General features: G+C 70.0%; 23 protein-coding genes, 1 tRNA gene and 1 other RNA gene. 11 read left to right on the forward strand and 14 right to left on the reverse strand.

The annotated features are described in order from the left end of the window. Window positions 1-119: 119 nt before the first annotated feature. Entirely contained in the window at window positions 120-1,574 is a 1,455-nt protein-coding gene (gene guaB1, locus AC59HU_RS08260) for a GMP reductase (RefSeq protein WP_497222910.1), read from the reverse strand. 146 nt (window positions 1,575-1,720) lie between these two features. On the opposite strand from guaB1, the gene AC59HU_RS08265 reads away from it, so the two are divergent. Beyond that, window positions 1,721-5,518 (forward strand): multifunctional oxoglutarate decarboxylase/oxoglutarate dehydrogenase thiamine pyrophosphate-binding subunit/dihydrolipoyllysine-residue succinyltransferase subunit, encoded by a 3,798-nt coding sequence (locus AC59HU_RS08265; RefSeq protein WP_497222911.1) that lies wholly within the window; start codon window positions 1,721-1,723, stop codon window positions 5,516-5,518. A gap of 66 nt (window positions 5,519-5,584) precedes the next feature. Here AC59HU_RS08265 and AC59HU_RS08270 read toward each other — a convergent pair whose 3' ends face one another. Then, entirely contained in the window at window positions 5,585-5,824 is a 240-nt protein-coding gene (locus tag AC59HU_RS08270) for a zf-HC2 domain-containing protein (RefSeq protein WP_497222912.1), read from the reverse strand. Beyond that, window positions 5,821-6,510, reverse strand: a complete 690-nt coding sequence (locus tag AC59HU_RS08275) for a sigma-70 family RNA polymerase sigma factor (protein ID WP_497222913.1) — start codon at window positions 6,508-6,510, stop codon at window positions 5,821-5,823. The genes AC59HU_RS08270 and AC59HU_RS08275 overlap by 4 nt, the downstream gene beginning before the upstream one ends. 50 nt (window positions 6,511-6,560) lie before the next feature. On the opposite strand from AC59HU_RS08275, the gene aroA reads away from it, so the two are divergent. The 3 genes from aroA to AC59HU_RS08290 all read left to right on the forward strand — a co-directional run bounded on the left by aroA (window position 6,561) and on the right by AC59HU_RS08290 (window position 9,914). Then, entirely contained in the window at window positions 6,561-7,919 is a 1,359-nt protein-coding gene (aroA, locus tag AC59HU_RS08280) for a 3-phosphoshikimate 1-carboxyvinyltransferase (RefSeq protein ID WP_497222914.1), read from the forward strand. Further along, a complete protein-coding gene (gene rsgA, locus AC59HU_RS08285; protein WP_497222915.1) occupies window positions 7,916-8,965 on the forward strand; it encodes a ribosome small subunit-dependent GTPase A in 1,050 nt (349 codons plus the stop codon). The genes aroA and rsgA overlap by 4 nt, the downstream gene beginning before the upstream one ends. A 178-nt stretch (window positions 8,966-9,143) precedes the next feature. Further along, entirely contained in the window at window positions 9,144-9,914 is a 771-nt protein-coding gene (locus AC59HU_RS08290) for an inositol monophosphatase family protein (protein WP_497223488.1), read from the forward strand. Between the two features lie 10 nt (window positions 9,915-9,924). Here the strand turns inward: AC59HU_RS08290 and AC59HU_RS08295 are convergent, their stop codons facing one another. Continuing rightward, window positions 9,925-10,320, reverse strand: a complete 396-nt coding sequence (locus AC59HU_RS08295) for an META domain-containing protein (protein ID WP_497222916.1) — start codon at window positions 10,318-10,320, stop codon at window positions 9,925-9,927. 69 nt (window positions 10,321-10,389) lie between these two features. After that, window positions 10,390-11,925 (reverse strand): S1C family serine protease, encoded by a 1,536-nt coding sequence (locus AC59HU_RS08300; RefSeq protein ID WP_497222917.1) that lies wholly within the window; start codon window positions 11,923-11,925, stop codon window positions 10,390-10,392. 105 nt (window positions 11,926-12,030) lie between these two features. On the opposite strand from AC59HU_RS08300, the gene AC59HU_RS08305 reads away from it, so the two are divergent. Together AC59HU_RS08305 and AC59HU_RS08310 are read left to right on the forward strand one after the other, a co-directional pair. Beyond that, complete coding sequence (locus tag AC59HU_RS08305; RefSeq protein ID WP_497222918.1) at window positions 12,031-12,687, forward strand: histidine phosphatase family protein; 657 nt, start codon at window positions 12,031-12,033, stop codon at window positions 12,685-12,687. 9 nt (window positions 12,688-12,696) lie between these two features. Beyond that, a complete protein-coding gene (locus AC59HU_RS08310; RefSeq protein ID WP_497222919.1) occupies window positions 12,697-13,191 on the forward strand; it encodes a MarR family winged helix-turn-helix transcriptional regulator in 495 nt (164 codons plus the stop codon). 74 nt (window positions 13,192-13,265) lie between these two features. Here the strand turns inward: AC59HU_RS08310 and ssrA are convergent. Continuing rightward, window positions 13,266-13,664: a transfer-messenger RNA gene (gene ssrA / locus AC59HU_RS08315) on the reverse strand. A 96-nt stretch (window positions 13,665-13,760) separates the two neighbouring features. On the opposite strand from ssrA, the gene AC59HU_RS08320 reads away from it, so the two are divergent. Beyond that, window positions 13,761-14,441, forward strand: a complete 681-nt coding sequence (locus tag AC59HU_RS08320; RefSeq protein ID WP_497222920.1) for an SIMPL domain-containing protein — start codon at window positions 13,761-13,763, stop codon at window positions 14,439-14,441. Then, window positions 14,441-15,376, forward strand: a complete 936-nt coding sequence (locus AC59HU_RS08325) for an oxidoreductase (RefSeq protein WP_497222921.1) — start codon at window positions 14,441-14,443, stop codon at window positions 15,374-15,376. The genes AC59HU_RS08320 and AC59HU_RS08325 overlap by 1 nt, the downstream gene beginning before the upstream one ends. A 63-nt stretch (window positions 15,377-15,439) precedes the next feature. On the opposite strand, the gene smpB is transcribed toward AC59HU_RS08325, so the two are convergent. The 4 genes from smpB to prfB all read right to left on the reverse strand — a co-directional run bounded on the left by smpB (window position 15,440) and on the right by prfB (window position 19,342). After that, window positions 15,440-15,916, reverse strand: a complete 477-nt coding sequence (gene smpB, locus AC59HU_RS08330; protein ID WP_497222922.1) for an SsrA-binding protein SmpB — start codon at window positions 15,914-15,916, stop codon at window positions 15,440-15,442. A gap of 78 nt (window positions 15,917-15,994) precedes the next feature. Further along, window positions 15,995-16,909, reverse strand: a complete 915-nt coding sequence (gene ftsX, locus AC59HU_RS08335) for a permease-like cell division protein FtsX (protein WP_497222923.1) — start codon at window positions 16,907-16,909, stop codon at window positions 15,995-15,997. Beyond that, window positions 16,906-18,075 (reverse strand): cell division ATP-binding protein FtsE, encoded by a 1,170-nt coding sequence (gene ftsE, locus AC59HU_RS08340; RefSeq protein ID WP_497222924.1) that lies wholly within the window; start codon window positions 18,073-18,075, stop codon window positions 16,906-16,908. Before ftsE ends, ftsX begins: the two co-directional genes overlap by 4 nt. A 157-nt stretch (window positions 18,076-18,232) precedes the next feature. Beyond that, window positions 18,233-19,342 (reverse strand): peptide chain release factor 2, encoded by a 1,110-nt coding sequence (gene prfB, locus AC59HU_RS08345; protein ID WP_497222925.1) that lies wholly within the window; start codon window positions 19,340-19,342, stop codon window positions 18,233-18,235. Between the two features lie 53 nt (window positions 19,343-19,395). Between prfB and AC59HU_RS08350 the strand changes: the two genes are divergently transcribed. The 3 genes from AC59HU_RS08350 (at window position 19,396) to AC59HU_RS08360 (ending at window position 21,599) form a co-directional block, all read left to right on the forward strand. Further along, window positions 19,396-20,625: an MFS transporter gene (locus tag AC59HU_RS08350; protein ID WP_497222926.1), complete on the forward strand. Its 1,230-nt coding sequence runs from the start codon at window positions 19,396-19,398 to the stop codon at window positions 20,623-20,625. 99 nt (window positions 20,626-20,724) lie between these two features. Beyond that, a tRNA-Leu gene (locus AC59HU_RS08355) sits at window positions 20,725-20,806 on the forward strand. Window positions 20,807-20,831: 25 nt separating this feature from the next. Beyond that, window positions 20,832-21,599, forward strand: a complete 768-nt coding sequence (locus tag AC59HU_RS08360) for a DedA family protein (RefSeq protein WP_497222927.1) — start codon at window positions 20,832-20,834, stop codon at window positions 21,597-21,599. Between the two features lie 77 nt (window positions 21,600-21,676). Here the strand turns inward: AC59HU_RS08360 and AC59HU_RS08365 are convergent, their stop codons facing one another. Genes AC59HU_RS08365 through murI form a run of 4 tightly spaced genes read right to left on the reverse strand, consistent with a single transcriptional unit; the run spans window position 21,677 to window position 25,017 of the window. Then, window positions 21,677-22,768 carry a cation diffusion facilitator family transporter gene (locus tag AC59HU_RS08365; protein WP_497222928.1) on the reverse strand — a complete coding sequence of 364 codons (1,092 nt, stop codon included), beginning with the start codon at window positions 22,766-22,768 and terminating at the stop codon, window positions 21,677-21,679. Between the two features lie 46 nt (window positions 22,769-22,814). Further along, the gene (gene rdgB, locus AC59HU_RS08370) at window positions 22,815-23,411 is read right to left on the reverse strand and encodes an RdgB/HAM1 family non-canonical purine NTP pyrophosphatase (RefSeq protein WP_497222929.1); all 597 of its coding nucleotides are present in this window, start codon (window positions 23,409-23,411) and stop codon (window positions 22,815-22,817) included. Between the two features lie 14 nt (window positions 23,412-23,425). Then, complete coding sequence (gene rph, locus AC59HU_RS08375; protein ID WP_497222930.1) at window positions 23,426-24,187, reverse strand: ribonuclease PH; 762 nt, start codon at window positions 24,185-24,187, stop codon at window positions 23,426-23,428. Then, window positions 24,184-25,017 carry a glutamate racemase gene (gene murI / locus AC59HU_RS08380; RefSeq protein ID WP_497222931.1) on the reverse strand — a complete coding sequence of 278 codons (834 nt, stop codon included), beginning with the start codon at window positions 25,015-25,017 and terminating at the stop codon, window positions 24,184-24,186. Before murI ends, rph begins: the two co-directional genes overlap by 4 nt. Window positions 25,018-25,031 lie beyond the last annotated feature (14 nt).

Here is a 25,031-nt window from a genome sequence, read left to right on the forward strand (position 1 = left end):
GACGCACCTCGCTCACGCCGGGAGCAGGACGGCGGGGGCGACCGTCGTCGACCGTCGTCAGGACGGGAAGGGACTGCGCAGAGGGAGGGTCGTCCATTGTCCGTCGAGTATAGCCGCGCTCACCAGCTGACCGGCAGGGCCTTGCCCTCCTCGTACCCCGCCGCCGACTGCAGTCCGACCAGCGCGCGGTCGTGGAACTCGGCCAGGGTCGCGGCGCCGGCGTAGGTGAACGAGCTGCGCACGCCCGAGGTGATCATGTCCAGCAGGTCCTCCACAGAGGGGCGCAGCGGGTCGAGGTAGATCCGGCTCGACGAGATGCCCTCGGCGAACAGCGTCTTGCGGGCCAGGTCGTAGGCGTCCAGCCGGCCGAACCGCTCCTGCACGGCCTTGGTCGAGGCCATGCCCCAGCTCTCCTTGTAGAGCCGGCCGTCGGCATCCGCCCGCAGCGTGCCCGGCGCCTCGATCGTGCCGGCGAACCACGAGCCGATCATCACCGAGGAGGCTCCCGCGGCCAGCGCGAGGGCGACGTCGCGGGGGTAGCGCACTCCCCCGTCGGCCCAGACGTGCGCACCGCGCTCGTGCGCCGCGGCGGCCGTCTCCAGCACCGCCGAGAACTGCGGGCGCCCGACGGCGGTCATCATGCGGGTCGTGCACATCGCTCCCGGGCCGACACCGACCTTCAGGATGTCCGCCCCGGCGTCCACGAGGTCGTCGACCGCCCGCGCGGTGACGACGTTCCCGGCGGCGAGCGGCACGCCCAGCTCGGCGTGGCGCAGGGCGCGCAACGCGCGGAGCATCCCCTCCTGGTGGCCGTGGGCGGTGTCGACGACGAGCACGTCGACCCCCGCGGCGACCAGGGCCTTCGCCTTGCCGACGACGTCGCCGTTGATGCCGACCGCGGCGGCCACGCGGAGCCGGCCCCCCGCATCCAGCGCCGGCCGGTAGATCGTGGCGCGCAACGCGCTGGTGCGGCTGAGCGTGCCGATGACCGCGCCGTGCCGGAGCACCGGTGCGAACTCGATGTCGGCGGCCACCATGGCGTCGAAGGCCTCCCGGGGTCCGTCGATGTCGTCGGCCGAGAGCGAGGTGAGCGCCCCGTGCAGCTGGGTGGCCTGCAGCAGGTCGCCGAGCCGCGCATCCGGCAGGGCCGTCGCGAGCCGGGATGCGGCGATGCAGCCGAGGTACGAGCCGTCGGCCTCGTGCAGCACGATCCCCTGTCCGGCCACCGCCGGCACCTGCAGCAGGGCCTCATCGACCGTCTGCCCCGGCCCGAAGTCGAAGGGGGTGTCGAACTCGACCGGCTGGTCCTTCACCCAGCGGATCGCAGCCGCCAACTCCTGCAGCGGCATGTCCTGCGGCAGCACCCCGAGGCCGCCCCGACGGGCCAGGGTCGCGGCCAGCCGGGGGCCGGTCACCGAGTTCATGTTCGCCGAGACGATCGGGAGCGTCGCCCCCGTGCCGTCCTCCGGCGCCAGCGACACGTCCAGGCGCGAGGTCACGGCCGACCTGGACGGGATCAGGAAGACGTCGGAATAGGTCAGGTCGTCTCGGCCGGGGCCGCCATAGAACTCCATGGGAACACGCTAATCCTCCCCGCCCGTGACCCGACGGGCACCGAGGAAGGTTTAGGGTTGATGCTGCACGTGTCCACGCGTGAACAGCAGCGCAGCAGACACCGACACGTGCCACATGTGACGTAACGGGAAGTGGGCGAGAGGCTTTGGCTAGCCAAGTGACGGGTACGAGCACCGACGAAGGCGCATCAGGAGAATTCGGCGCAAACGAATGGCTCGTCGACGAGCTGTACGAGCAGTACCTCGCCGACAAGGATTCGGTCGACAAGTCGTGGTGGCCGGTTCTGGAGAGCTACCGCTCCCACGTGTCCGGCCAGGCGGGTTCGGATGCGGCAGGTCCGGCTGAGACCGCGGGTGCGACTGCCGCTTCAGCGGCTTCCACTTCTGCCACTCCGGCTTCTCCGGCCTCCGCTCCGGCAACACCGGCGGCCGCACCGGCCCAGGGCGACGTCCCTCCGGCCCCGGCGACGCAGCCGGTCGCCAAGACCACGAGCCTCGAGGCCAAGCCGCAGCCGATCCCGGCCGAGGCGCCCGCCGCCCGGTCGACCTCGGAGCAGGACGCCGAGGAGGCGGAGAAGGACGTCGTGTCCCCGCTCCGCGGCATGGCGAAGTCCCTCGCCACCAACATGGATGCGAGCCTGACCGTCCCCACGGCCACGAGCGTCCGCTCGATCCCGGCGAAGCTGCTGATCGACAACCGCATCGTCATCAACAACCACCTCCGCCGCTCGCGTGGCGGCAAGGTCTCCTTCACCCACCTGATCGGCTGGGCGCTGGTGCAGGCGCTCAAGGAGTTCCCGAGCCAGAACGTCTACTACGACGAGGTCGACGGCAAGCCCTCCGTCGTGGCCCCCGCCCACGTCGGGCTCGGCATCGCGATCGACATCCCGAAGCCGGACGGCACGCGGGCCCTGCTCGTTCCGGGCATCAAGCGCGCCGACACGATGAGCTTCAACGAGTACCTCGCGGCCTACGAAGACCTGGTGCGCCGGGCCCGGGCCAACAAGCTCACCGCCACCGACTTCCAGGGCACCACGATCTCCCTGACCAACCCGGGCGGCATCGGCACGGTCCACTCCGTGCCCCGCCTGATGAAGGGGCAGGGTGCGATCATCGGCGCCGGCGCCCTCGAGTACCCCGCCGAGTTCCAGGGCGCCTCGCCCAAGGTGCTCTCCGACCTCGGTATCGGCAAGGTCATCACGCTCACCAGCACCTACGACCACCGCGTCATCCAGGGCGCCGGGTCCGGCGAGTTCCTGAAGAAGGTGCACGAGCTGCTGCTGGGCGAGCGCTCCTTCTACGAGAACATCTTCTCCGAGCTCCGCATCCCCTATGAGCCCATCCACTGGGCCGCCGACATCAGCGTCGACGAGGCCAGCGCGATCGACAAGACGGCGCGCGTGCAGGAGCTGATCAACGCGTTCCGTGTCCGCGGCCACCTGATGGCCGACATCGACCCGCTCGAGTACCGCCAGCGCACCCACCCCGACCTCGACATCGCCAACCACGGTCTGACTTTCTGGGACTTGGACCGCGAGTTCGTGACCGGCGAGTTCGGGCTGACCCGCCAGGCCTACCTCCGCGACATCCTCGGGGTGCTGCGCGACTCGTACTGCCGCAAGATCGGCATCGAGTACATGCACATCCAGGACCCGGCGCAGCGGCGCTGGATCCAGGAGAAGATCGAGCGCCCCTACGCCAAGCCCGGCCACGACGAGCAGATGCGCATCCTCGAGAAGCTCAACGAGGCCGAGGCCTTCGAGACCTTCCTGCAGACCAAGTACGTCGGCCAGAAGCGGTTCTCGCTCGAGGGCGGCGAGTCGACCATCGCGCTGCTGGATGCGATCATCCAGGGCGCGGCCGAGGAGGGCCTCGACGAGGTCGCCATCGGCATGGCGCACCGCGGTCGCCTCAACGTGCTCACCAACATCGCCGGGAAGACCTACGGTCAGATCTTCCGCGAGTTCGAGGGAACACAGGACCCACGGACCGTGCAGGGCTCGGGCGACGTGAAGTACCACCTCGGCACCGAGGGCACCTTCACCGCCTCCGACGGCAAGGAGATCCCGGTCTACCTGGCCGCGAACCCCTCGCACCTCGAGGCCGCCGACGGCGTGCTCGAGGGCATCGTCCGGGCGAAGCAGGACAGGAAGCCGATCGGCACCTTCTCGACGCTGCCCATCCTCATCCACGGCGACGCCGCCCTCGCGGGTCAGGGCGTCGTGGTCGAGACGCTGCAGATGTCGCAGTTGCGCGGCTACCGCACCGGCGGCACCATCCACGTCAACATCAACAACCAGGTCGGCTTCACGACTCCCCCGTCCGAGTCGCGCACCTCGGTCTACTCGACCGACGTGGCGAAGACCATCCAGGCGCCGATCTTCCACGTGAACGGCGACGACCCCGAGTCGGTCGTCCGGGTGGCGCAGCTCGCGTTCGAGTACCGCCAGCAGTTCCACCGCGACGTCTTCATCGACCTGATCTGCTACCGCCGGCGCGGGCACAACGAGGGCGACGACCCCTCGATGACCCAGCCGCTGATGTACAACCTGATCGAGGCCAAGCGCTCGGTGCGGAAGCTGTACACCGAGGCCCTCGTCGGCCGCGGCGACATCACCGAGGAGGAGTACGAGGCCGCCCACCGCGACTTCCAGGACCGCCTCGAGCGCGCCTTCGCCGAGACCCACGCCGCGCAGACCTCGTCCATCCCGGTCATCACCGAGGACACCAACGCGGTCGCCGATCTCGAGCGCCCCGAGGCCCAGCGCGACGACAGCGAGAAGACGCCCTTCGACACCGCCGTGTCGGAGAACACGATCCGGCTGGTCGGCGACGCCTTCGACAACCCGCCCGCGGGCTTCTCGGTGCACCCGAAGCTGCAGCAGCTGCTGGCCAAGCGGCTCGAGATGAGCCGCAGCGGCGGCATCGACTGGGCCTTCGGCGAGCTGCTGGCGCTGGGCTCGCTGCTGACCGAGGGCACCCCGGTGCGTCTCGCCGGTCAGGATGCGCGGCGCGGCACCTTCGTGCAGCGTCACGCCGTGCTGCACGACCGCGAGAACGGCCAGGAGTGGCTGCCGCTCGCGAACCTCTCCGACAACCAGGCCCGGTTCTGGATCTACGACTCGCTGCTCAGCGAGTACGCGGCCATGGGCTTCGAGTACGGCTACTCGGTCGAGCGGCCGGATGCGCTGGTGCTCTGGGAGGCGCAGTTCGGCGATTTCGCGAACGGCGCCCAGACGATCATCGACGAGTTCATCTCCTCGGCCGAGCAGAAGTGGGGCCAGCGCTCGTCGCTCGTGCTGCTGCTGCCGCACGGCTACGAGGGCCAGGGGCCCGACCACTCCTCCGCCCGGATCGAGCGGTTCCTGCAGCTCTGCGCCGAGAACAACATGACGGTGGCCCGGCCCTCGACGCCGGCGTCGTACTTCCACCTGCTGCGTCGCCAGGCCTACGCCCGGCCCCGGAAGCCCCTCATCGTCTTCACCCCGAAGGCGATGCTGCGGCTACGCGGTGCGACGAGCTCGGTCGAGGAGCTCACCTCGGGCCGCTTCGAGCCGGTGCTCGACGACGCGCGGATCAGCGACAGGAGCGCGGTGACCAAGGTGCTGCTGCACGCGGGCAAGGTGCACTACGACCTCGCCAGCGAGCTGCAGAAGAACCCGAACGACGCGATCGCGCTGGTGCGGATGGAGCAGTACTACCCGCTGCCCCTCGAAGAGCTGAACGCCGTGGTCGAGCAGTACCCGAACGCCGAACTGGTGTGGGTGCAGGATGAGCCGCAGAACCAGGGCGCCTGGCCCTTCATCTGCACCGAGCTCGCCTCGCGACTGGACGGCCGCACCATCTCGGTCGTCTCCCGCCCGGCTGCGGCCTCCCCCGCCGCCGGAAGCGCGAAGCGTCACGCCGTCGAGCAGTCCGACCTGATCGCCCGCGCGTTGAGCTAGCGGGTCCCCGCAGACGAGAACGGCCCCGACCCGCACACGCGGGATCGGGGCCGTTCTCAGTGGGCCTCAGTTCAGCTGGACCGCACGGAGCCGTGCCAGGAGCTGGTCGCGCAGCTCGTCGGGGGCTGTCTCCTTGCAGGCGCGCTGGACGGTCTGGGTGAGCACGATGCCGATGTGGAGCTCGGACTGACACCCCTCGCAGGTCTCCAGGTGCGCACGGATCTCCGCCGCATCCGTTCGACAGATCTCGTTGCGGAGATACTCCTCGAGTTCGGCTTGGGCCTTGTCGCAGCCGCAGTCAGTCATTTCTTGCTCCCTTTGACGGTCGTCGCGACGGCCAGGCCGCGCTCGCGTGCGTAATCGGTGAGGAGACCCCGGAGCAGTCGCCGGCCTCGGTGCAGGCGACTCATGACCGTTCCGACCGGGGTCTTCATGATGTCGGCGATCTCCTGGTAGGAGAAGCCTTCGACGTCGGCCAGGTACACGGCCAGACGGAAGTCTTCGGGGATCGACTGCAGCGCCTCTTTGACATCGCTGTCCGGCAGGTGGTCGATCGCCTCGGCTTCGGCGGAGCGGCTGGACAGCGAGGCGGTGACCGACTCGGCCGTGCCGAGCTGCCAGTCCTCCATGTCGCTGGTCGACCCCTGGTAGGGATCGCGCTGCTTCTTGCGGTAGGTGTTGATGAACGTGTTCGTCAGGATGCGGTACAGCCACGCCTTGAGGTTGGTGCCCTGCTCGAACTGCGCGAACGCGGAGTAGGCCTTGACGAAGGTCTCCTGCACCAGGTCTTGCGCGTCGCTCGGGTTGCGCGTCATCCGCAGCGCGGCGCCGTAGAGCTGGTCGAGGAACGGGATCGCCTGCTCCTCGAACAGGGCGCGCGGATCCGGCGTGACGGGATCGGGCGCGACGTCGTCAGGGGTGACGGGATCTGGCGTGGGAGTGCTCATCAGCGCCCAGTCTACGACCGGTGCGGTCAGCAGTGCGGTTGCCATCAGCGTGCTCCACCTCCCAGTGATCCTCGGTCCGACTATTCTCATAACCGATGCCCGTTTCCAGATATTCCACGCCGCAGTTCAATCCCTACGGCGACGACAGTCCGATCGTCGCCGAGGAGCACTGGGCGGCGCCCCGCGCCCGGGGGCCGATCGATGCCGTGCTGACCCTGCCGGGGTCGAAATCGCTGACAAATCGCGAGCTCGTCCTCTCGGCGCTGGCCTCCGGCCCGTCGCTCCTCCGCGCGCCCCTGCACTCGCGCGACTCCGACCTCATGGTCGAGGCGCTCCGCTCGCTCGGCACGGTCATCACCCCGGTCGCCGGCGAGGGCGCCTACGGAGCCGACCTCGCCATCACTCCGGCCGAGGAGCTGCTCGGCAGCACCACGATCGACTGCGGCCTGGCCGGCACGGTCATGCGCTTCCTCCCCCCGGTCGCGGCGCTCGCGCTCGGGCCGACGACCTTCGACGGCGACGAGGGCGCGCGCCGGCGCCCGATGTCCACCACGATCAGTTCGCTCCGCGAGCTCGGCGTCGACATCGGCGACGACGGCCGCGCGGCGCTCCCCTTCACCGTGCACGGCAGCGGCCGGGTGGCCGGCGGCGCGCTGACGATCGACGCCTCCTCCTCGAGCCAGTTCGTCAGCGGGCTCCTGCTCAGCGCGGCCCGGTTCGACGACGGCCTGCAGCTCCGGCACGAGGGGTCCCGCCTGCCCAGCCAGCCCCACATCGACATGACCCTCGCGGCGCTCCAGGCCCGCGGGGTGACCGCGAGCTCGGACGGCGACGGCCACTGGAGCGTCGCTCCCGGTGAGATCGCGGGCCGCGAGGTCGACATCGAGCCCGACCTCTCCAACGCAGCCCCCTTCCTCGCGGCCGCCCTCGTCGCCGGCGGCAGCGTCACCATCGGCGGCTGGCCCGCCGAGACGACGCAGGTCGGCGCCGACCTGGCCACGATCCTGCCCCTCCTCGGGGCGACGGTGACGCAGGACGGGGATCGCCTGACGGTCACCGGAACCGGCGTCATCCGCGGCATCTCGATCGACCTCTCGACCGGCGGCGAACTCGCGCCCGCGATCGTCGCCCTGGCGGCCCTCGCCGAGGAGCCGAGCGAGATCACCGGCATCGGTCACATCCGGCACCACGAGACCGACCGGCTCGCGGCCCTGGCAACCGAGATCAACAACCTCGGCGGCGAGGTCACCGAGCTGCCCGACGGTCTCGCGATCACCCCGCGGCCGCTGCACGGCGGGGTCTGGTCCAGCTACGCCGACCACCGGATGGCGACGGCCGGCGCGATCATCGGCCTCGCCGTCGACGGGGTTCTGATCGACGACATCGCCACCACCTCGAAGACCCTGCCCCAGTTCCCGGAGCTGTGGAAGAGTATCCTGCCGGCGCCCGCATGAGCTGGTGGACCGACGGCGACGGAGACGACGAGGACGAGTTCGACGCCTTCGACGAATCGATGATCCGGGTGCGCCCCAACCCGAAGGGCAACCGGCCGCGCACGAAGACCCGCCCGGCCCACGACGACGCGGTGCCGGGCCGGATCATGACGGTCGACCGCGGCCGGTTCTCGGTGCTCGTCGGCGAGGACACGCCCGAGGAGCGCGAGATCACCGCCTCCCGAGCCCGGGAGCTCGGCCGCACCCCCATCGTCACCGGCGACTGGGTCGATCTCGTCGGCGACGCCTCGGGCGAGGTGGGCACGCTCGCCCGCGTGGTCCGCGTCCACGACCGCAGCACGCTGCTGCGGCGCTCGGCCGACGACTCCGACGCCGTCGAGCGGGTGATCGTGGCCAACGCCGACCAGATGCTGATCGTGGTCGCCGCCGCGAACCCCGAGCCGCGCGCCCGGCTGATCGACCGCTATCTGGTGGCCGCGTTCGACGCCGGCATCACCCCGATCCTCTGCATCACGAAGACCGACCTCGCCGACCCCGCCGAGCTGCTCGCCGAATTCGCGTGCCTCGACATCCGCGTGATCACGCTGTCGCGCGACGACGTGCCGATCGACGAGCTCAACGAGCTGCTGGTCGGGCACACCACCGTGACGGTCGGGCACTCCGGCGTCGGCAAGTCGACCCTGGTGAACCAGCTCGTGCCCGGCGCCGATCGCGCGACCGGCGTCGTCAACACGGTCACCGGTCGCGGCCGGCACACCTCCTCCTCGACGATCTGTCTGCGCCTGCGGGCGGCTGACGGGCGGACCGGCTGGATCATCGACACCCCGGGCGTGCGCTCGTTCGGGCTGGGTCACGTCGACCCGGCGAACATCCTGAAGTCGTTCGCGGCGACCGCCCGGGTGCCGGAAGGGCCGCCGCCCGGCGGCATCCCGCTGACCGAGGCGCACGACTGGGAGATCGTCGACCGGGTCGAGGCGGGCGAGCTCGGCGAGAGCGGGCGTGCACGGCTCGAATCGCTGCAGAAGCTGATCGCGCACACGGCCTGAGCGGGTGCTGCTTCAGCCGGGACGGGCGCTGCTCTAGCCTGGACGGGTGACCGATTCGTCCTCCGCCGCCGCTGCGTCCTCGCTCTCCTCTGCCGCGACCGGCTCTGCCGGTTCCCCGCTCTCGTCCGCCTCTGCAGGCTCCACGCCCTCGTCGCCGTCCCTCGCCGACGATCTCGCCCTGGCGCTCCGGCTCGCCGATCGGGCCGACGAGGTCTCCCGGGCCCGGTTCCGGGCGAACGACCTCGAGGTCACGACCAAGCCCGACATGACCCCGGTGTCGGATGCCGACAAGGCCGTCGAGCAGGCCATCCGCGCCGGGCTCGCGAGCGAGCGCCCCGGCGACTCCGTCTTCGGCGAGGAGTTCGGCACCGAGGGCGAGTCGACGAGGCAGTGGATCATCGACCCGATCGACGGCACGGCGAACTACGTGCGCGGTGTGCCCGTCTGGGCGACGCTGATCGGTCTGGTCGTCGACGGAGAGCCGGTCGTCGGCGTCGTGAGCTCGCCGGCGCTGGGCCGGCGCTGGTGGGGTGCACGGGGCCTCGGCGCCTTCACCACCGATGCCCTCGACGGGGGTACGGATGCGGTGCGCGCGATCCGCGCATCCCGGATCGCCGACCTCGCCGACGCCTCGATCAGCTACAACAGCTTCAAGGGCTGGGACGAGGAGGGGCGGCTGCCCGAGCTCACCGCCCTCACCCGGGCCGTCTGGCGCACGCGGGCCTACGGCGAGATGTGGTCGTACATGATGGTCGCGGAGGGCCAGCTCGAGGTCGCGGCCGAGTTCGACCTGCAGCCGTACGACATGGCGGCGCTCATCCCGATCGTCGAGGAGGCCGGCGGGCGGTTCAGCTCGGCCGAGGGCACGCCTGGCCCGTGGGGCGGGAGCGCCGTGGCGAGCAACGGGCTGCTGCACGAGGCGGTGCTCGGGATCATCCGCGCGTCGTGAACGCAGACGGCTAGCGGTGCAGGGTGCCGAGTTCGGCGCCGGACTGATCGGCGACCGTGGCGACGTCGTCGGCGATCGTGAGGGTGAAGGCCTTCGCGAGCCAGGTGTCGACGCCCTCGCAGAACATCGACGTGGCCGAGAGCTCGGCGAGGGTGATGACGCCCTTCTGCCCGGCCGACCAGGTGGCGGTGAGGCTGTTGCAGCCGTCGGAACCCGTGACCTTCCCGTCGGGCAGCAGCGTGAGCTCGGCGTCGGCGGGCTGATCGGTCGACCAGGTGCCGGTGACCACGGCCGACGCATCCTCGGGGTAGAGGGAGCACGCCGAGAGCGAGAGGGTGGCGACGAGGCCGACGAGCGCCAGCGCCGTCCGGCCGCCGGAGCGCCTTCCTCGATGGAGCGTGGTCATGGTGGTCCCTCCTCTGCCGACCACGCTAACAGCGTCGCCGGGCGCCGGTCGTCCCGGCCCGCCCCGAGCTCAGATGTTCGCCGCGAAGCTGCTCATGACGTGCTCGATGGCGGGGAGGTCGGCCGGATCCGCGATCGCCACCGAGACGACGAGCACGTAGCTCGCATCGCTCGGCTGCGCGACCACGATCACGTAGTCGCTCCGGCCGCCGCAGGAGCTGAAGTAGCGGTACTGGCCCTCGTAGACGCCGTCCGAATAGGCATCCGCCTTGACCGGGGTGCATTGGGCGGTCAGCCCCGCGAAGGTGTCGAAGATCGCATCCGGCGTCAGGTCGGGCGCGGCCTCCGCGGCCGAGAGGGTGACACCCGAAGTGCCCCAGGTCTCCTCGAAGGCCCGGAGGTCGGTGCTGGCCCGCACGTCGAGGAACTCGTGGCCGCCCGGGCCGGAGAAGGAGGCGCCGTCGACGTCGACCCAGTCGACCGGCACGTCGACGCTCAGCACTCCGGTGTCGTCGGTGATCGTGGTGTACTCGCGACCGTCGTCCCCTCCGGCCGAGGACGCCCCGACACCGGGGACGGTGACCTTCTCCAGCGCGGAGCCGTTGAACTGGCCCCGGTAGAACGCATCCTCAGACGGGCGGTAGACGTCGACGTCGATCGTGCCGTCGTCGCCCTGGGTCTGGATGACGTCGCAGTACTCTTCGAGCGTGCCGTCGGCGGCCAGGGTGGTGCCGGCCATCCGGAGCAGCACGTCGCCCGGCAGGATGCCCGCCGCGTCGGCCGGCGACCCGGCCTTGACCGAACTGACCCAGACGCCGACCGGGCTGCCGTCGTCGTCGGTGGGCAGTGCCTGCGCGTTCACGCCGAGGCTCTGCACGTCGTCGCCAGCGATCAGTTTGTCGAGCACCTCCCGGGTCTCGTCACGGTGGATCGCGAAGTTGGAGTCGAGTTCGCCGACGCTGGCGTAGTTGACCCCGACGACCTCCCCCTGCGCGTTGACCAGGGGCCCGCCCGAGTTGCCCGGCCGGATCTTGGCGTCGTGCTCGATGATGTGATCGATCGAGGCCCAGGCCGTGCGGCCCGCGGTGTCGTTCTTCGACACGATGCCCTCGGTGAGCGTGAACGCCGGGTCGCCGAGCGGGAAGCCGGCCGCGTAGACCTTCTCCCCCGTGGTGATGTCGTCTTTCTGCCAGGTGAGGAAGGGGAACCGGCCGCCCTCGACCTTGACGACGGCCAGGTCGAGGCACTCGGAGGAACCCAGCAGGCGCGCGTTGTGCACGTCTCCTCCGCCGCCGATCGTGACCTTCGTGGTGCCGGCACCCGCGACGACGTGGTTGTTCGTGACGATCAGGCCGCCGGCCGAGATCAGGAAGCCAGAGCCGAGGCCCGCCTGTTCGGCGCTCTGCCCGTCCTCCGGATTCGCGAAGGTGCCCTCGGACTCGATCTGCACGGTCGCGGACTGCACGGCGTCGAAGCCGCCGGCCGATCCCCCGCCGGAGCACGCCGCGAGTGACCCCGCGGCGACGAGGGCGACGACGGCCGCCACGGGGCGCAGCGCGACGGGGCGGCGACGACGGCTGCGAGAGTGGGTGCGGATGCGGGACATGGCGACTCCTGATCATGAGCATTTCTCCGATACGGAGCCAGCATAGCGGGAGTCGAGCGATTCTCACCTCCCGTCCTGGCAGCATCCGGTTCTAGACTGACGACGATGAGACTTCTCCTGATCCGCCATGGCCAGACGATCGACAACGTGCGGGGCGAGCTCGGCACCGCCATCCCGGGCCCCGGGCTGACCGACCTGGGCCGGGCCCAGGCCGCCGCGGTGCCGGGAGCGCTCGAGGGCGTGCCGATCGATGCGATCTTCACCTCGGTGATGGTGCGCACGCAGGAGACCGCCGCGCCCCTGGCCGCCGCCCGCGGCATCACGCCCGTCGTGCTCGAGGGGCTGCAGGAGATCACGGCCGGCGATCTCGAGGGCCGCTCCGACAAGGAGGCTGTCAAGACCTACCTGACCACCCTGTTCGCGTGGTGGACCGACTTCTCCGCCCGCATCCCCGGGGGCGAGGACGGCACCGAGTTCTACGCCCGCTACGACGCCGCGGTCGCCGCGATCCGCGAGGAGTTCCCGAACGGGACGGTCGCGATCGTCAGCCACGGCGCCGCGATCCGCACCTGGGCCGCCTGGTCGTCGGAGAACGTCGACGCCGAGTTCAGCCGCACCCACGGCCTGGAGAACACCGGCATGGTCACGCTGGAGTCCACCGAGACCGGCTGGATCGAGGTCGATTGGCACGAGGATCCGCTGGGCGGCGACGCGCTGGAGGACGAAGGGGCGCCGGATCCGACCGGCGAGGCCGTGGCCTAACATCAGAGCATGACCACCCCGCCGCCGCTGGACACCGCGCATTTCGAGGTCTGGGCCGACTTCGTGCTGAGCTACACGCGCGTGATGCGCCTGATCGAGAAACGGCTCCGGGCCTCCGCGGGGCTCACCTGGGCGCAGTACGACGTGCTCTACAACCTCAGCACCGGGCCCGAGGAGGGCTTGTCGGTCACCGGGCTCTCGCGCACCCTGCTCTACAGCAGCGGATCGGCGAGCAACCTGGTGGGCAGCATGGAGAAGGCCGCCCTGGTCGACCGCGAGCAGTCGGCGAGCGACCGGCGGGTGAGCCTGATCCGCATGACGGCGAAGGGCCGCGCCGCGTTCGAGGCCGCGACCGACGACGTGCTGGAGGTCGTGCGCGAAGAGTTCGCCGCGCCTCTCGCCGACGACGAGCTGCCGGCGGTGGCGGCGTTCCTCCGCCGCATCCGCGAGGCCGACCCCAACCTGCGCCGCCCGCCCTATGACCTCCCGGTCACCCTCCCCTGAGAGTCGTCGAAGCGACGCTCGGGGCCGCAGGCCTCCGACGGGGAGAGTGTCAACAACGTGCGACAGCGGCCGGGTGGTGGAGATGGGGGGAATTGAACCCCCGTCCATCGCTGTGATTCTGCGCCTTCTACGGGCGTAGCCTGTTGAGGCGTTCTACTCGGCTCCGACCTTTGCTACAGGCATCTAGGTCGACGAGCCCAGTCCCAGTGCAAGTCCCGCGTGGCCCTGAGGCACGACCACGCAGCAATCTCTCTAGATAATGCCGGAACCCGGGTAGAGAGCATTCCCGGACCGACAGTTGCTATTTAGCTAGGAAGGAAGACCTAGGCCGCGAGGGCGAAGGTGGCCTTCTTGGCCGCAACAGTGCTGTTTGAATTGGCACTTATATTTTGCGGAGGGCGTTAACGAGATAACCCCGCATCCTCGACCCGCTTCTCGCAGTTTCGCAGGCAATGTCGAAACCGATCATCCCCGCGGTGGGTCGCTGTCGCACGCTGTTGAGTTGTGAACACCGCCCGGGACGAATCCCGCGCAGCCTTCGACTATACCGCATGGAATATCGTTGAGGCATGTCAGAGACCATCATCACCGTCGCCGGCCACGGTCGCCTGCGACGGAACCCGGAACGAGCCCGCGTGCGTATCGGCGTCGGCTTCGAGGGGTCCAAGCGCGACAGCGTGCTCGCGGCCACCCGCGCCGCCCACGAGTCGCTCACCGGCTCGCTCGATTCGATCCTCGACGAGGATCACGGGCCCGTGGTCAGCTGGCACTCCGAGCAGATCAGGGTCTGGGGCCAGCGCCCCTGGAGCCAGGACGGCACCCGCCTCCCGGTTGAGTTCCACAGCGCCGTCTTCGTCGACGCCGAGTTCGACGACTTCGAGGCGCTCTCCGAGTGGATCGACGTCGTCGCCATCCGCGAGGGCATCGCCGTCGACGGGATCGAGTGGCTGCTCTCCCGCGAGACCGAGGCCGTGCTCCACACCGAGGCCCGGCATCAGGCGATCGAGGATGCGCTGACCAAGGCCCGCGAATACGCCGACGCGCTCGGCCTCGGCGGCCTCACCGCGCTCTCGCTCTCCGATCCGGGGCTGCTCGACGACCCGGTCGCCGCGGGTGGGGGCCGGCCGATGGCCCTGATGGCCTCGGCCAAGTCGGTTCCGGGCGGCGGCGGGATGGAACTGCGGCCCAGCGCGATCGAGATCGAGGCGGCCGTGCACGCGCGCTTCCGCGCCGAGAGCGGAGCGCTCTGATGGCCCCCGTCTCCAACGCGCCCGCTCTGCCCGAGCTCTCCGGGCGCACCTACGTCGTGACCGGGGGCACCGGCGGCCTCGGCTACTGGGCGAGCGAACAGCTCGCCGCCGCCGGCGCCTCCGTGGTGGTCGCTGCCCGGAGCCCGGAGAAGGGCGAAGCCGCGCTCGCCTCGCTGGAACGGAACGTCCCCGGCGCCGACGCCCGGTTCGTGCGGGTGGATCTGGCCGACCTGGCCTCGGTCGAGCAGGGCGCGGCCGAGCTCGCCGCACTCCCCCGGATCGACGCCCTGATCGCCAACGCGGGCATCCTTTCGACCGGCGGCGGCCGCACCGAGACGGTCGACGGCTTCGAGACGATGATGGGCACCAACCTGCTGGGCCACTTCGCCCTGATCGGCCGGCTGCTGCCGGCGTTGCAGGCGCACCCGGGTTCACGGGTGGTGAGCCTCGGCAGCATCAGCCACGAGTTCAACCAGCTCGACCTCGACGACCTGCAGAGCGACCACGGCCGCTTCAAGCAGTTCCGCAGCTACGGCCGCTCCAAGCTCGCCGTGATGACCTTCGCCTTCGAGCTCGACCGGCGACTCCGGGCGGCCGGGTCGCCGCTCGCGAGCCTGGTCGCGCATCCCGGTTTCGCGATCGACCAGTTGGCGCCGCACCGCGACATCCTGCCGACGCCCAAGACGGCCGGCACGCTCGTGCGGGCCGCCTCCCAGGTGATGGCCCAGGGCAAGGATGCGGGGGCCTGGCCGATCGTGGCCGCCGCGACCGACGACCGAGCGGCCGGTGGCCAGTACTGGGGGCCGAACGGCTGGCGCCAGCTGAAGGGGCGCCCCGCGGTCGTCACGGCCAAGCAGTACGCGCGCGATCCCGCCGTCGCCCGACGGCTCTGGACCGAGGCCGAGCGCCTGACAGGGGTTGGCTACGCCCTCTGAGAGCGGTTCGGCGTCACCAGGGACGGGCCGGATGTCGGAGCCGCCGCCGGCCCGGACGCCGGACTAGTCGCCGAGGTTGCGGCGGCTCGAGATGGCGCGATCCGCCTCGCGCTTGTCCTGCCGCTCGCGCAGCGCCTGCCGCTTGTCGTACTCGCGCTTGCCCTTGGCGACCGCGAGTTCGACCTTCGCGCGTCCGTCGCTGAAGTAGAGCTTCAGCGGCACGAGGGTGTAACCGCCCTCTTTGGTCTTGTTGTGGATCTTGAGGATCTGCTCCTTGTGGAGCAGCAGCTTGCGCTTGCGACGTGGCGGGTGGTTGTTCCAGGTGCCCTGGTTGTACTCGGGGATGTGCACCGCATCCAGCCACGCCTCGCCGCCGTCGATGAAGGCGTAGCCGTCGACCAGCGACGCCCGCCCCTCACGAAGGGACTTCACCTCGGTGCCGGTGAGGACGAGGCCGGCCTCGTAGGTGTCCTCGATCGTGTAGTCGTGTCGCGCCTTGCGGTTGGTCGCGACGACCTTCTCTCCGCGTTCGCGTGGCACGGTGCACTCCTGGGGTCGGGGTCGATGAAACGGATGATGGGCTGCCGAACGAACGGCAGCCCACCATTGTAGCGGCGTCTAGACCTTGAGGTAGCGGGTGATGGCCACTTTCGCCGAGAGTGCGGCCAGCGCGGCCCCCAGTAGGATCAGGATGGGCGCCACGATCAGGGCGTCGCCGATGTCGACGAACGACGTGAAGGGCAGCTGCTGCACCAGGAAGTCGCGGACGAAGAACTTGACGATCGCGACCATCGCGGCACCGGCGAGCACCGAACCGATCAGCGAGGCGATGACCCCTTCGAGGATGAACGGGGTCTGGATGAACCGGTTCGACGCGCCCACCAGACGCATGATCCCGAGCTCCCGTCGCCTCGAGAAGGCGGAGAGCCGGATCGTGGTGGCGATCAGCAGCACGGCGGCGACGAGCATGAGTGCCGCGACGCCGATCGCGGTGTAGCTGGCCGCATTCAGGATCGAGAAGATCTGCTCGAGGTAGCTCCGCTGGTCGGTCACGCTGTCGACGCCGGGGAGGCCGGACAGGCTCTCGACGAGCACGTCGGACTGCGTGGGGTCTTTGAGGTTGACCCAGAAGGTCTCGTTCAGCAGGTCGGAGGTCACGTACTCGGTGACCGGGTTGCCGGCGAACTGCTTCTGGAAGTTCTCGAAGGCCTGCTCGTGGTCTTCGAAGTAGAAGCGGTCGATGAAGGGCGCGAGGGTCGAGCCCTCGAGCTGCGCCTGCACCGCATCCTTCTGCTCCTGGTTGGCCTCGCCGCCGGCGCAGTTCTCACCGCCCGAGGTCGCGGTGCACATGTAGACGGCGACCTGGGCCTTGTCGTACCAGAAGTTCTTCATCTGCCCGATCTGCATCTGCAACAGGATCGCGGCACCCACGAAGGTGAGCGAGATGAAGGTGACGAGGACGACCGAGATCACCATCGACACGTTGCGACGGAGACCGGTGCCGACCTCGCCGAGGATCAGTGCGAATCTCACGTCGTCGGCCCCACGTTCTGGTCGTTGTCGCGGGCGGCCGGGGCGCCGGGCGCGCGCAGGCCGAGCTTCTCGGCCAGGGTGAGCGACTCGGTGGCCGGGTCGCGCGGATCGGGTTGCTGCTGCTGCGGCGGCATCGGCGGCGCGACATGCTGCGTGGGTGCCTGCTGCGGGGCGGACGCCGGCTGCTGGTACTGCGGAGCCTGGGACTGCTGTGGCGGCACGGGCTGACGGGACTGCTGCACGGGCGGCACCGGCTGCGAGGCGCGCTGGTACTCCTGGTACTGCTGCTGAGCGGGCACGGTGACGGGCTCGCGCACCTGTTCGGCCGGGTACTGCACCGGCGTCGAGGTGGTGACGGGAGGAAGCGGCGGCGCGCTGCGCGGCGGCGCGACGTGCGGCTGGGCGGGGCCGGCGGGGCGGACGAGACCCTCCGAGAGGGCGATCTCCGCGGTGAGGCCGGAATCCTGCAGAGCGATCTCCGCGGTCATCCCGTACCCGCCCTGGTCTTCGTCGCGCACGATCTGCCCGCTGACCAGCTCGATCACGCGACGCTTCATGTGGTCGACGATCGCGTTGTCGTGGGTGGCCATGACGACCGTGGTGCCACCGGCGTTGATGCGCTCGAGGACGGTCATGATGCCCGCACTGGTCGAGGGGTCGAGGTTGCCCGTGGGCTCGTCGGCCAGCAGCACGGCGGGCTTGTTGACGACCGCGCGGGCGATGGCCACGCGCTGCTGCTCACCACCGGAGAGCTCGTGCGGCAACCGGTTCGCCTTCTCGGCGAGACCGACCATCTGCAGCACGTCGGGCACCGCCTCCTGGATGAACCCGCGCGACTTGCCGATGACCTGCAGCGTGAACGCGACGTTGTCGAAGACGTTCTTGCCCGGCAGCAGCCGGAAGTCCTGGAAGACCACGCCGAGGTTGCGCCGGAAGTAGGGCACCTTGCGGTTGGAGATCGCGTTGAGATCCTGCCCCAGCACGTGGATGTTGCCGGCGGTCGGCCTGTCCTCCTTGAGGATCAGACGCAGGAAGCTGGACTTGCCCGAGCCCGAGGCGCCGACGAGGAAGACGAACTCCCCGCGGAGGATCTCGAGGTCGACGGAGTTGAGGGCGGGCCGCTTCGTGCCCTTGTACGTCTTGGTTACCTGATCAAACCGAATCATGACGTGATGACTCTAAGCAGGGCCCCGCGGAATCGGTCGCGCGACTCGCTGGACACGCCGATTCATAGGATTCACACGATCGACGGGCGGGCCGCGCCGCCGGTCGCTGCGCCGGCCACGCCCCCCGGGGATGCCGTCGAGGGACGCCTCGCGGGCGTCAGTCCTTGTCCGGACGCTTCCGCCACTTGATGCCGGCCGCGATGAACCCGTCGAGGTCGCCGTCGAAGACCGCGGAGGGGTTGTTGACCTCGTACTCCGTACGGAGGTCTTTGACCATCTGGTACGGCGCGAGCACGTAGCTGCGCATCTGGTCGCCCCAGCTCGCGGTGATCGTGCCGGCGAGCTCCTTCTTCTGGGCCGCCTCCTGCTCGCGCTGGATCAGGAGCAGTCGCGACTGCAGCACCCGCATCGCCGCGGCGCGGTTCTGGATCTGGCTCTTCTCGTTCTGCATCGAGACGACGGTGCCGGTCGGGAGGTGCGTGATGCGCACCGCGGAGTCGGTGGTGTTGACCGACTGACCACCGGGCCCCGAGGAACGGAAGACGTCGACGCGGATGTCGTTCTCCGGGATCTCGATCGCCTCGGTCTCCTCCATCAGCGGGATGACCTCGACCGCGGCGAAGCTGGTCTGCCGCTTCCCGGCCGCACCGAACGGACTCATCCGCACCAGGCGGTGCGTGCCCGCCTCCACGCTCAGGGTCCCGAAGGCGTAGGGGGCGTCGACCTCGAAGGTGGCCGACTTGATCCCGGCTTCTTCGGCGTAGCTCGTGTCCATCACCGTGGTGGGGTAGTTGTGCTTCTCGGCCCAGCGGAGGTACATCCGCATCAGCATCTCGGCGAAGTCGGCGGCATCCACACCACCGGCGCCGGAGCGGATGGTGATGACGGCCGGGCGCGGGTCGAACTCGCCGTTCAGCAGCGTCTGCACCTCGAGCTCGCCGAGAACCTTCTGGATCGAGACGAGCTCGACGCGGGCCTCCTCGGCCGACTCCTCGTCACCGGCCTCGTTGGCGAGCTCGATCAGCACCTCGAGGTCGTCGAGCCGGCTCTGGATGCTCTCGATCTTCGCGAGCTCGCCCTGTCGGTGGCTGAGGGCGCTGGTGACCTTCTGGGCCTTGGCCGTGTCGTCCCAGAGATCGGGTGCGCCGGCCTCCTCGCTCAGCCGGGCGATCTCGGCGGTGAGGGCGTCGACGTCGACCACCGCCCGGATGTCGTCGAAGGTGCTTCGCAGCTGTGCGATCTGTTCTGAAAGGTCAAGGTCCAACATCGTGCGCCCAGTCTAGCGGCGGGAAGGTATTTCACAGGCGTAAAGTAGTTCAGATGACCACCGCGACCGACGACTTCCGCTTCCGGTCCATCGCCCTGCCCGCGCTGCTGCCGTCGCTGCTGTTCGGGATCGGCGAGGGGGCGGTCATCCCGGTGATCCCGGCCGTCGCCTCCTCGCTCGGCGCGGGGCTGGCCGGGGCCGGGCTGATCGCGGCGATGATCGTGGTCGGGCAGCTCGCGGGCGACATCCCGAGCGGCTGGGTGGTCTCCAAGATCGGCGAACGCCGCTCGATGATCGGCGCCGCCGTGCTCTCCATCGGCGCCGTCACACTCGCCCTGTTCGCGGTGAACGCCGCGATGTTCGGCGTCGGCATCTTCCTCCTGGGGCTCTCCGCCGCGGTCTTCGCGCTGGCCCGGCAGGCCTTCATGACCACCTTCGTGCCGGTCCGCATCCGGGCCAGGGCGCTGTCGACCCTAGGCGGCTCGTTCCGGGCCGGCTGGTTCATCGGGCCGTTCCTCGGCGCACTGCTGATCGGCGTGACGGGGTCGGTGCAGGCCGCCTTCCTCCTCCACATCCTCTGCGCCGTCATCGTGCTCGTGGTGCTGCTGGTGATGAGCGACCCGACCGAGACGATGGTGCGGCCCGACACCGGGCAGCAGTTCGTGCAGGAGGAGTCGACCGGGCTCTTCCGCACCATCTGGCAGAACCGCGGAGTGCTCGTTCGGGTCGGCTCGGGCGCCGGCGTGGTCGGCGGTCTCCGCGCGAGCCGGCTCGCCATCCTGCCGCTCTGGGCCGTGAGCATCGGGCTCTCGGAGCAGACGACGGCCCTCGTCGTGGGCATCGGCGCCGCCGCCGACTTCGCCCTGTTCTACACCAGCGGTCAGATCATGGACCGGTTCGGCCGGCTGTGGAGCGTCGTGCCGTCGATGATCGGGATGGGGCTCGCCCTGCTCACCCTCTCCTTCACGCACGACCTGCCCGGGGCCGTCCACTGGTTCATCGTGGTCGCGATCGTCATGGGCGTCGCGAACGGGGTGGGCAGCGGGATCATCATGACGCTCTCGGCCGATCTCGCCCCGCGGCAGGATCCGGCACCGTTCCTCGGCGCCTTCCGCTTCACCGCCGACGCCGGGGCCGCACTCGCCCCGCTCGCGGTGTCGGCGATCGTCGCCGTGGCGTCGCTGTCGCTGGCGACCGGGGTCGTCGGGATCGTCGGGATCGCGGGCGCCGGCATCCTCGCCCGCAACATCCCCCGGTACGTGCCGCACCGGAAGCCCGCCTGACATGCCGCGCGTCGGCTGACCCTTTAGCGCGTCGCCTGACCCTGCCGCGCGTCGGCTGAAAGCCTGCCGAGGCCGTGCCTCTACACTGGAATCCAGCGTGCGGGAGTGGTGGAATTGGCAGACACGCAGGATTTAGGTTCCTGTGCTTTCGAGCGTGAGGGTTCAAGTCCCTTCTCCCGCACTCACCGACGACTGGAGAACCGACCGTGATCGCCGCTGCAGCACCTGCCGCCCTCATCCCCTGGCTCGACCCCAACACCCTGCTCGGCGGCGTGTTCGGGCCGGTGGCCCTCCTGATCGTCTGCGCGATCGTCTTCGCCGAGACCGGCCTGCTCGTCGGCTTCCTCCTGCCCGGAGACACACTGCTGTTCTTCACCGGCGTGCTCGCCGTCACCGGCAAGTTCGGCGTCGACATCTGGTGGGTGTGCCTGGCGATCTCGCTCGCGGCCTTCCTCGGCGGCGAGGTCGGCTACCTCATCGGTCACAAGCTCGGCCCGCGCGTGTTCGAACGCAAGGAGTCCGGGCTCTTCAGCGTCAAGAACGTCGAGCGCACGAACGCCTTCTTCGAGCGCTTCGGCGGGTTCGCCGTGATCGTGGCCCGCTTCGTACCGATCGTGCGCACCTTCGCGCCGATCGCCGCCGGCGTCGGCCACATGAACTACCGCCGCTACTCGCTCTACAACGGGATCGGCGCGCTCATCTGGGGCTCCGGCATCACCCTGCTCGGCTTCGGTCTCGGCCAGATCCCGTTCGTGCGCGAGTTCGCGGAGAAGTACCTCGACATCGTGCTGATCGCCGTCGTGGTGCTCACGGTCATCCCGACGGTCTTCCACTACGTGCGCACCTCGCGCGAGGCGAAGAAGAACCTCCGGGCCGCCGACGCCGAAGAGGTCGAGGTCACCGGCGCCGCCGAGAAGCTGACCCTCGAGCCCGAGGTCTTCGGCAACGACCTCGACACGAACCCGCGTCCCTGAGCCGGCACCGGGCCTGACCCGGCATCGGGCCTGAACGGGCATCGTGCCTGAACGGGCATCGGGCCCGGGTCGCCGCGTCAGACGTGCGGCGACTCCTCGTGCCGGGCGTGCTCGGCCGGCTCGATCTGGAAGGTCGAGTGCTCGACGTCGAAGTGCGACGACAGGCAGGCGCCGAGCGAGTCCAGCAGCGGCCCGGTCTCACCGCGCTCGAACACCTCGCGTTCGACGACCACGTGGGCCGAGAAGACGTACCGGCCCGAGGTGATGGCCCAGACGTGCACGTCGTGCACGTCGACCACGCCGGGCTCGTCGAGGATGTGAGCGCGGATGCCCTGCACATCCATGTCCGAGGGGGTCGACTGATTGAGCACCGACACCACGTCGCGCAGCAGCGAGACGGCGCGCGGGACGATCATGGCGGCGATCGCGAGGGAGGCGATCGCATCCGCCCGCTCGAAGCCGGTGGTCAGGATGACGACGGCCGCGATGATCACGGCGATCGACCCGATCAGGTCGCCGAGCACCTCGAGGTAGGCCCCGCGCATGTTGATCGAGCTCTTCGCGCCGCCGCGGAGGATCATCAACGAGACGAAGTTCGCGACGAGACCGATCCCCGCCACGATCAGCATCAGCCCGCCCCGCACCTCCCCGGGATCCGAGGCGATCAGCCGCCCGACCGCCTCGAAGGTCACGAAGACCGCGACGACGATCAGGATGAGGCTGTTGATCAGCGCGCCGAAGACCTCGGCCCGCTGGTAGCCGTAGCTGTGCCGCTCGTTCGCCGGGCGGGCCGCGACGATCGTGGCGATCAGCGCCACGACGAGGCCGATCAGGTCGGAGAGCATGTGACCGGCGTCGGCGAACAGCGACAGCGAGCCGGTGAGCACGGCGCCGACGGCTTCGACGACGAGCACGGTCGCCACGATCGCGATGGCGATCGTCAGTCGGGAGCGGTTCGCGCCGGCGCCGTGGGAGTGCGAGTGGCCCCCGCGTGCGGCGCCGGCGGATGCCGTGTCGCCGACGGTTCCCTGCGTCTCGCCGGCCGCGTGCGAGGCGGCAGGCGAGGTGTCGTGAGCGGTGTCCGCGCCGTGCGGGCGCGCCACATGCCCGCTCGCCGGGCCGCAGCCCGACGGTTCGCGGTGCTCGTGCCCGGTGCCCTCGTCGCTCATCACGACAACGATAACCGCCGCGGAGCGCGGTCGGGCGGGTCTGGCGCTAGTCGGGAATGAGGGTCGTTCTCAGCACCGGGATCGCCTCGGCGAAGGCGCGGGCCCGGTGGCTGACCGCGTTCTTCTCGTCGGGGGTCAGCTCGGCCGCGGTGACCTCCGAGCCGTCCGGGATGAACAGGGGGTCGTAACCGAATCCCCCGCCGCCGTGCGGAGTCTCCGCGAGCCGGCCTCGCCAGGTTCCGGCGACGACCGTCTCGAATCCGGTCGCGGGGACGACGATCGCGATGTGGCAGGCGAACTCCGCCCCGCGGTCGGCCTCGTGCACGTCGGCGAGCTGGTCGACCAGGAGGGCGAGGTTCGCGTCGGATCCCCGGCCGTGACCGGCCCAGCGGGCCGAGAAGATGCCGGGGGCCCCGCCCATCACGTCGACGCAGATCCCCGAGTCGTCGGCGAGGGCGGGCAGGCCGGTGTGGGCTGCGGCCGTGCGCGCCTTGATCAGCGCGTTCTCGGCGAAGGTCGTGCCGTCCTCCACCGGCTCCGGGCCGTCGTAGGCGACGATCTCGAGCTCGGGCAGCTCTGTGCCGAGGATGGCCTGGAACTCGGCGACCTTGTGGGCGTTGTGGGTGGCCAGGACGACGCGCATCCGGATCCCCTCCCCTACTCGGCGTCGGTGGTCGAGGCGAGCACCGACGCCTGCAGCGCCGTGAGCTCGGTGGTGCCGACGAGAGCCAGGTCCAGCAGGGAGTCGAGCTCGCGGCGGTCGAAGGGCGCGCCCTCGGCGGTGCCCTGCACCTCGACGAAGAGGCCGCGCCCGGTGACGACGACGTTCATGTCGGTCTCGGCCCGCACGTCCTCGACGTAGGCGAGGTCGAGCATGGGGGCGCCGTCGATGATCCCGACCGACACCGCCGCGACGCTGTCGAGCAGGGGCTTGGACTTCTGGCCGATGAACTTCTTGGTGCGGGCCCACTCGATCGCGTCGGCCATCGCCACGTAGGCGCCGGTGATCGCGGCGGTGCGCGTGCCGCCGTCGGCCTGCAGCACGTCGCAGTCGATCACGATCGTGTTCTCGCCGAGCGCCTTCATGTCGACCACCGCGCGGAGCGACCGGCCGATCAGGCGGGAGATCTCGTGGGTACGGCCGCCGATGCGGCCCTTGACCGACTCGCGGTCCATCCGGTCGTTCGTCGAGCGCGGCAGCATCGAGTACTCCGCGGTCACCCAGCCCTTGCCGGAGCCGGACTTCCAGCGCGGCACGCCGTTCGTGAAGGAGGCCGTGCAGAGCACCCGGGTCTTGCCGAACGAGATCAGTGCCGAGCCCTCGGCCTGGTCGCTCCAGCCGCGCTCGATGGTCACCTGACGGAGCTGGTCGGCGGTGCGGCCGTCTTTACGCGGGGCGGATGCCTGGGGGTCGGTCACGATGTTCTCCTCTGATGGGGGATGGTGATGGTGCCGGTCTCGACGAGTTCGACGCGCGAGACCTCGGGGCCGAGGAACTTCTCGGCCAGGCGCAGGAACTCCTCGGCGCTGCGGCCGGTGGCCTCGTATCGGTAGGTGGGCGGTGTCGGGGAGGTGCGCTCGATCCCGGTGCGCACGAGGGTGCGGTAGACGTCGTTGGCGGTCTCGGTGTCGCTGGAGACCAGACGCACCCCCTCGCCGACGACGTAGGAGATCGCTCCCTTGAGGAACGGGTAGTGCGTGCAGCCGAGCACGAGGGTGTCGATCCCCTGGTCGACCAGTGGCTGGAGATAGCCCTCGGCGAGGGAGACGAGCTCGCGGCTCGTGGTGTCGCCGGCCTCGACGAAGCGGACGAACTCCGGGCAGGCCTGGGTGAACAGCTCCAGGTGCGGAGCGGCGGCGAAGGCGTCGTTGTAGGCCCGGGAGGTGATCGTCGCCGTGGTGCCGATCACGCCGACGCGGTTGTTGCGGGTGACCGTCACCGCAGTGCGCACCGCCGGCTGGATGACCTCGACGACGGGCACGCTGTACCGCTCCCGCGCATCCCGCAGCATCGCCGCGGAGGCCGTGTTGCAGGCGATGACGAGCATCTTGACGTCTTGGGCGACCAGGTCGTCGAGCACCTCGAGCGCGTAGCGCCTCACGTCGGCGAGCGGCTTGGGGCCGTACGGCGAGTGGGCGGTGTCGCCGACGTAGAGGATGGACTCCTGGGGCAGCTGGTCCCGCACCGAGCGGGCGACCGACAGTCCGCCGACCCCGGAGTCGAAGATCCCGATCGGCGCATCACTCACGGTGGACAAGCCTA

It is taken from the genome of Herbiconiux sp. 320_LB (assembly GCF_059691755.1).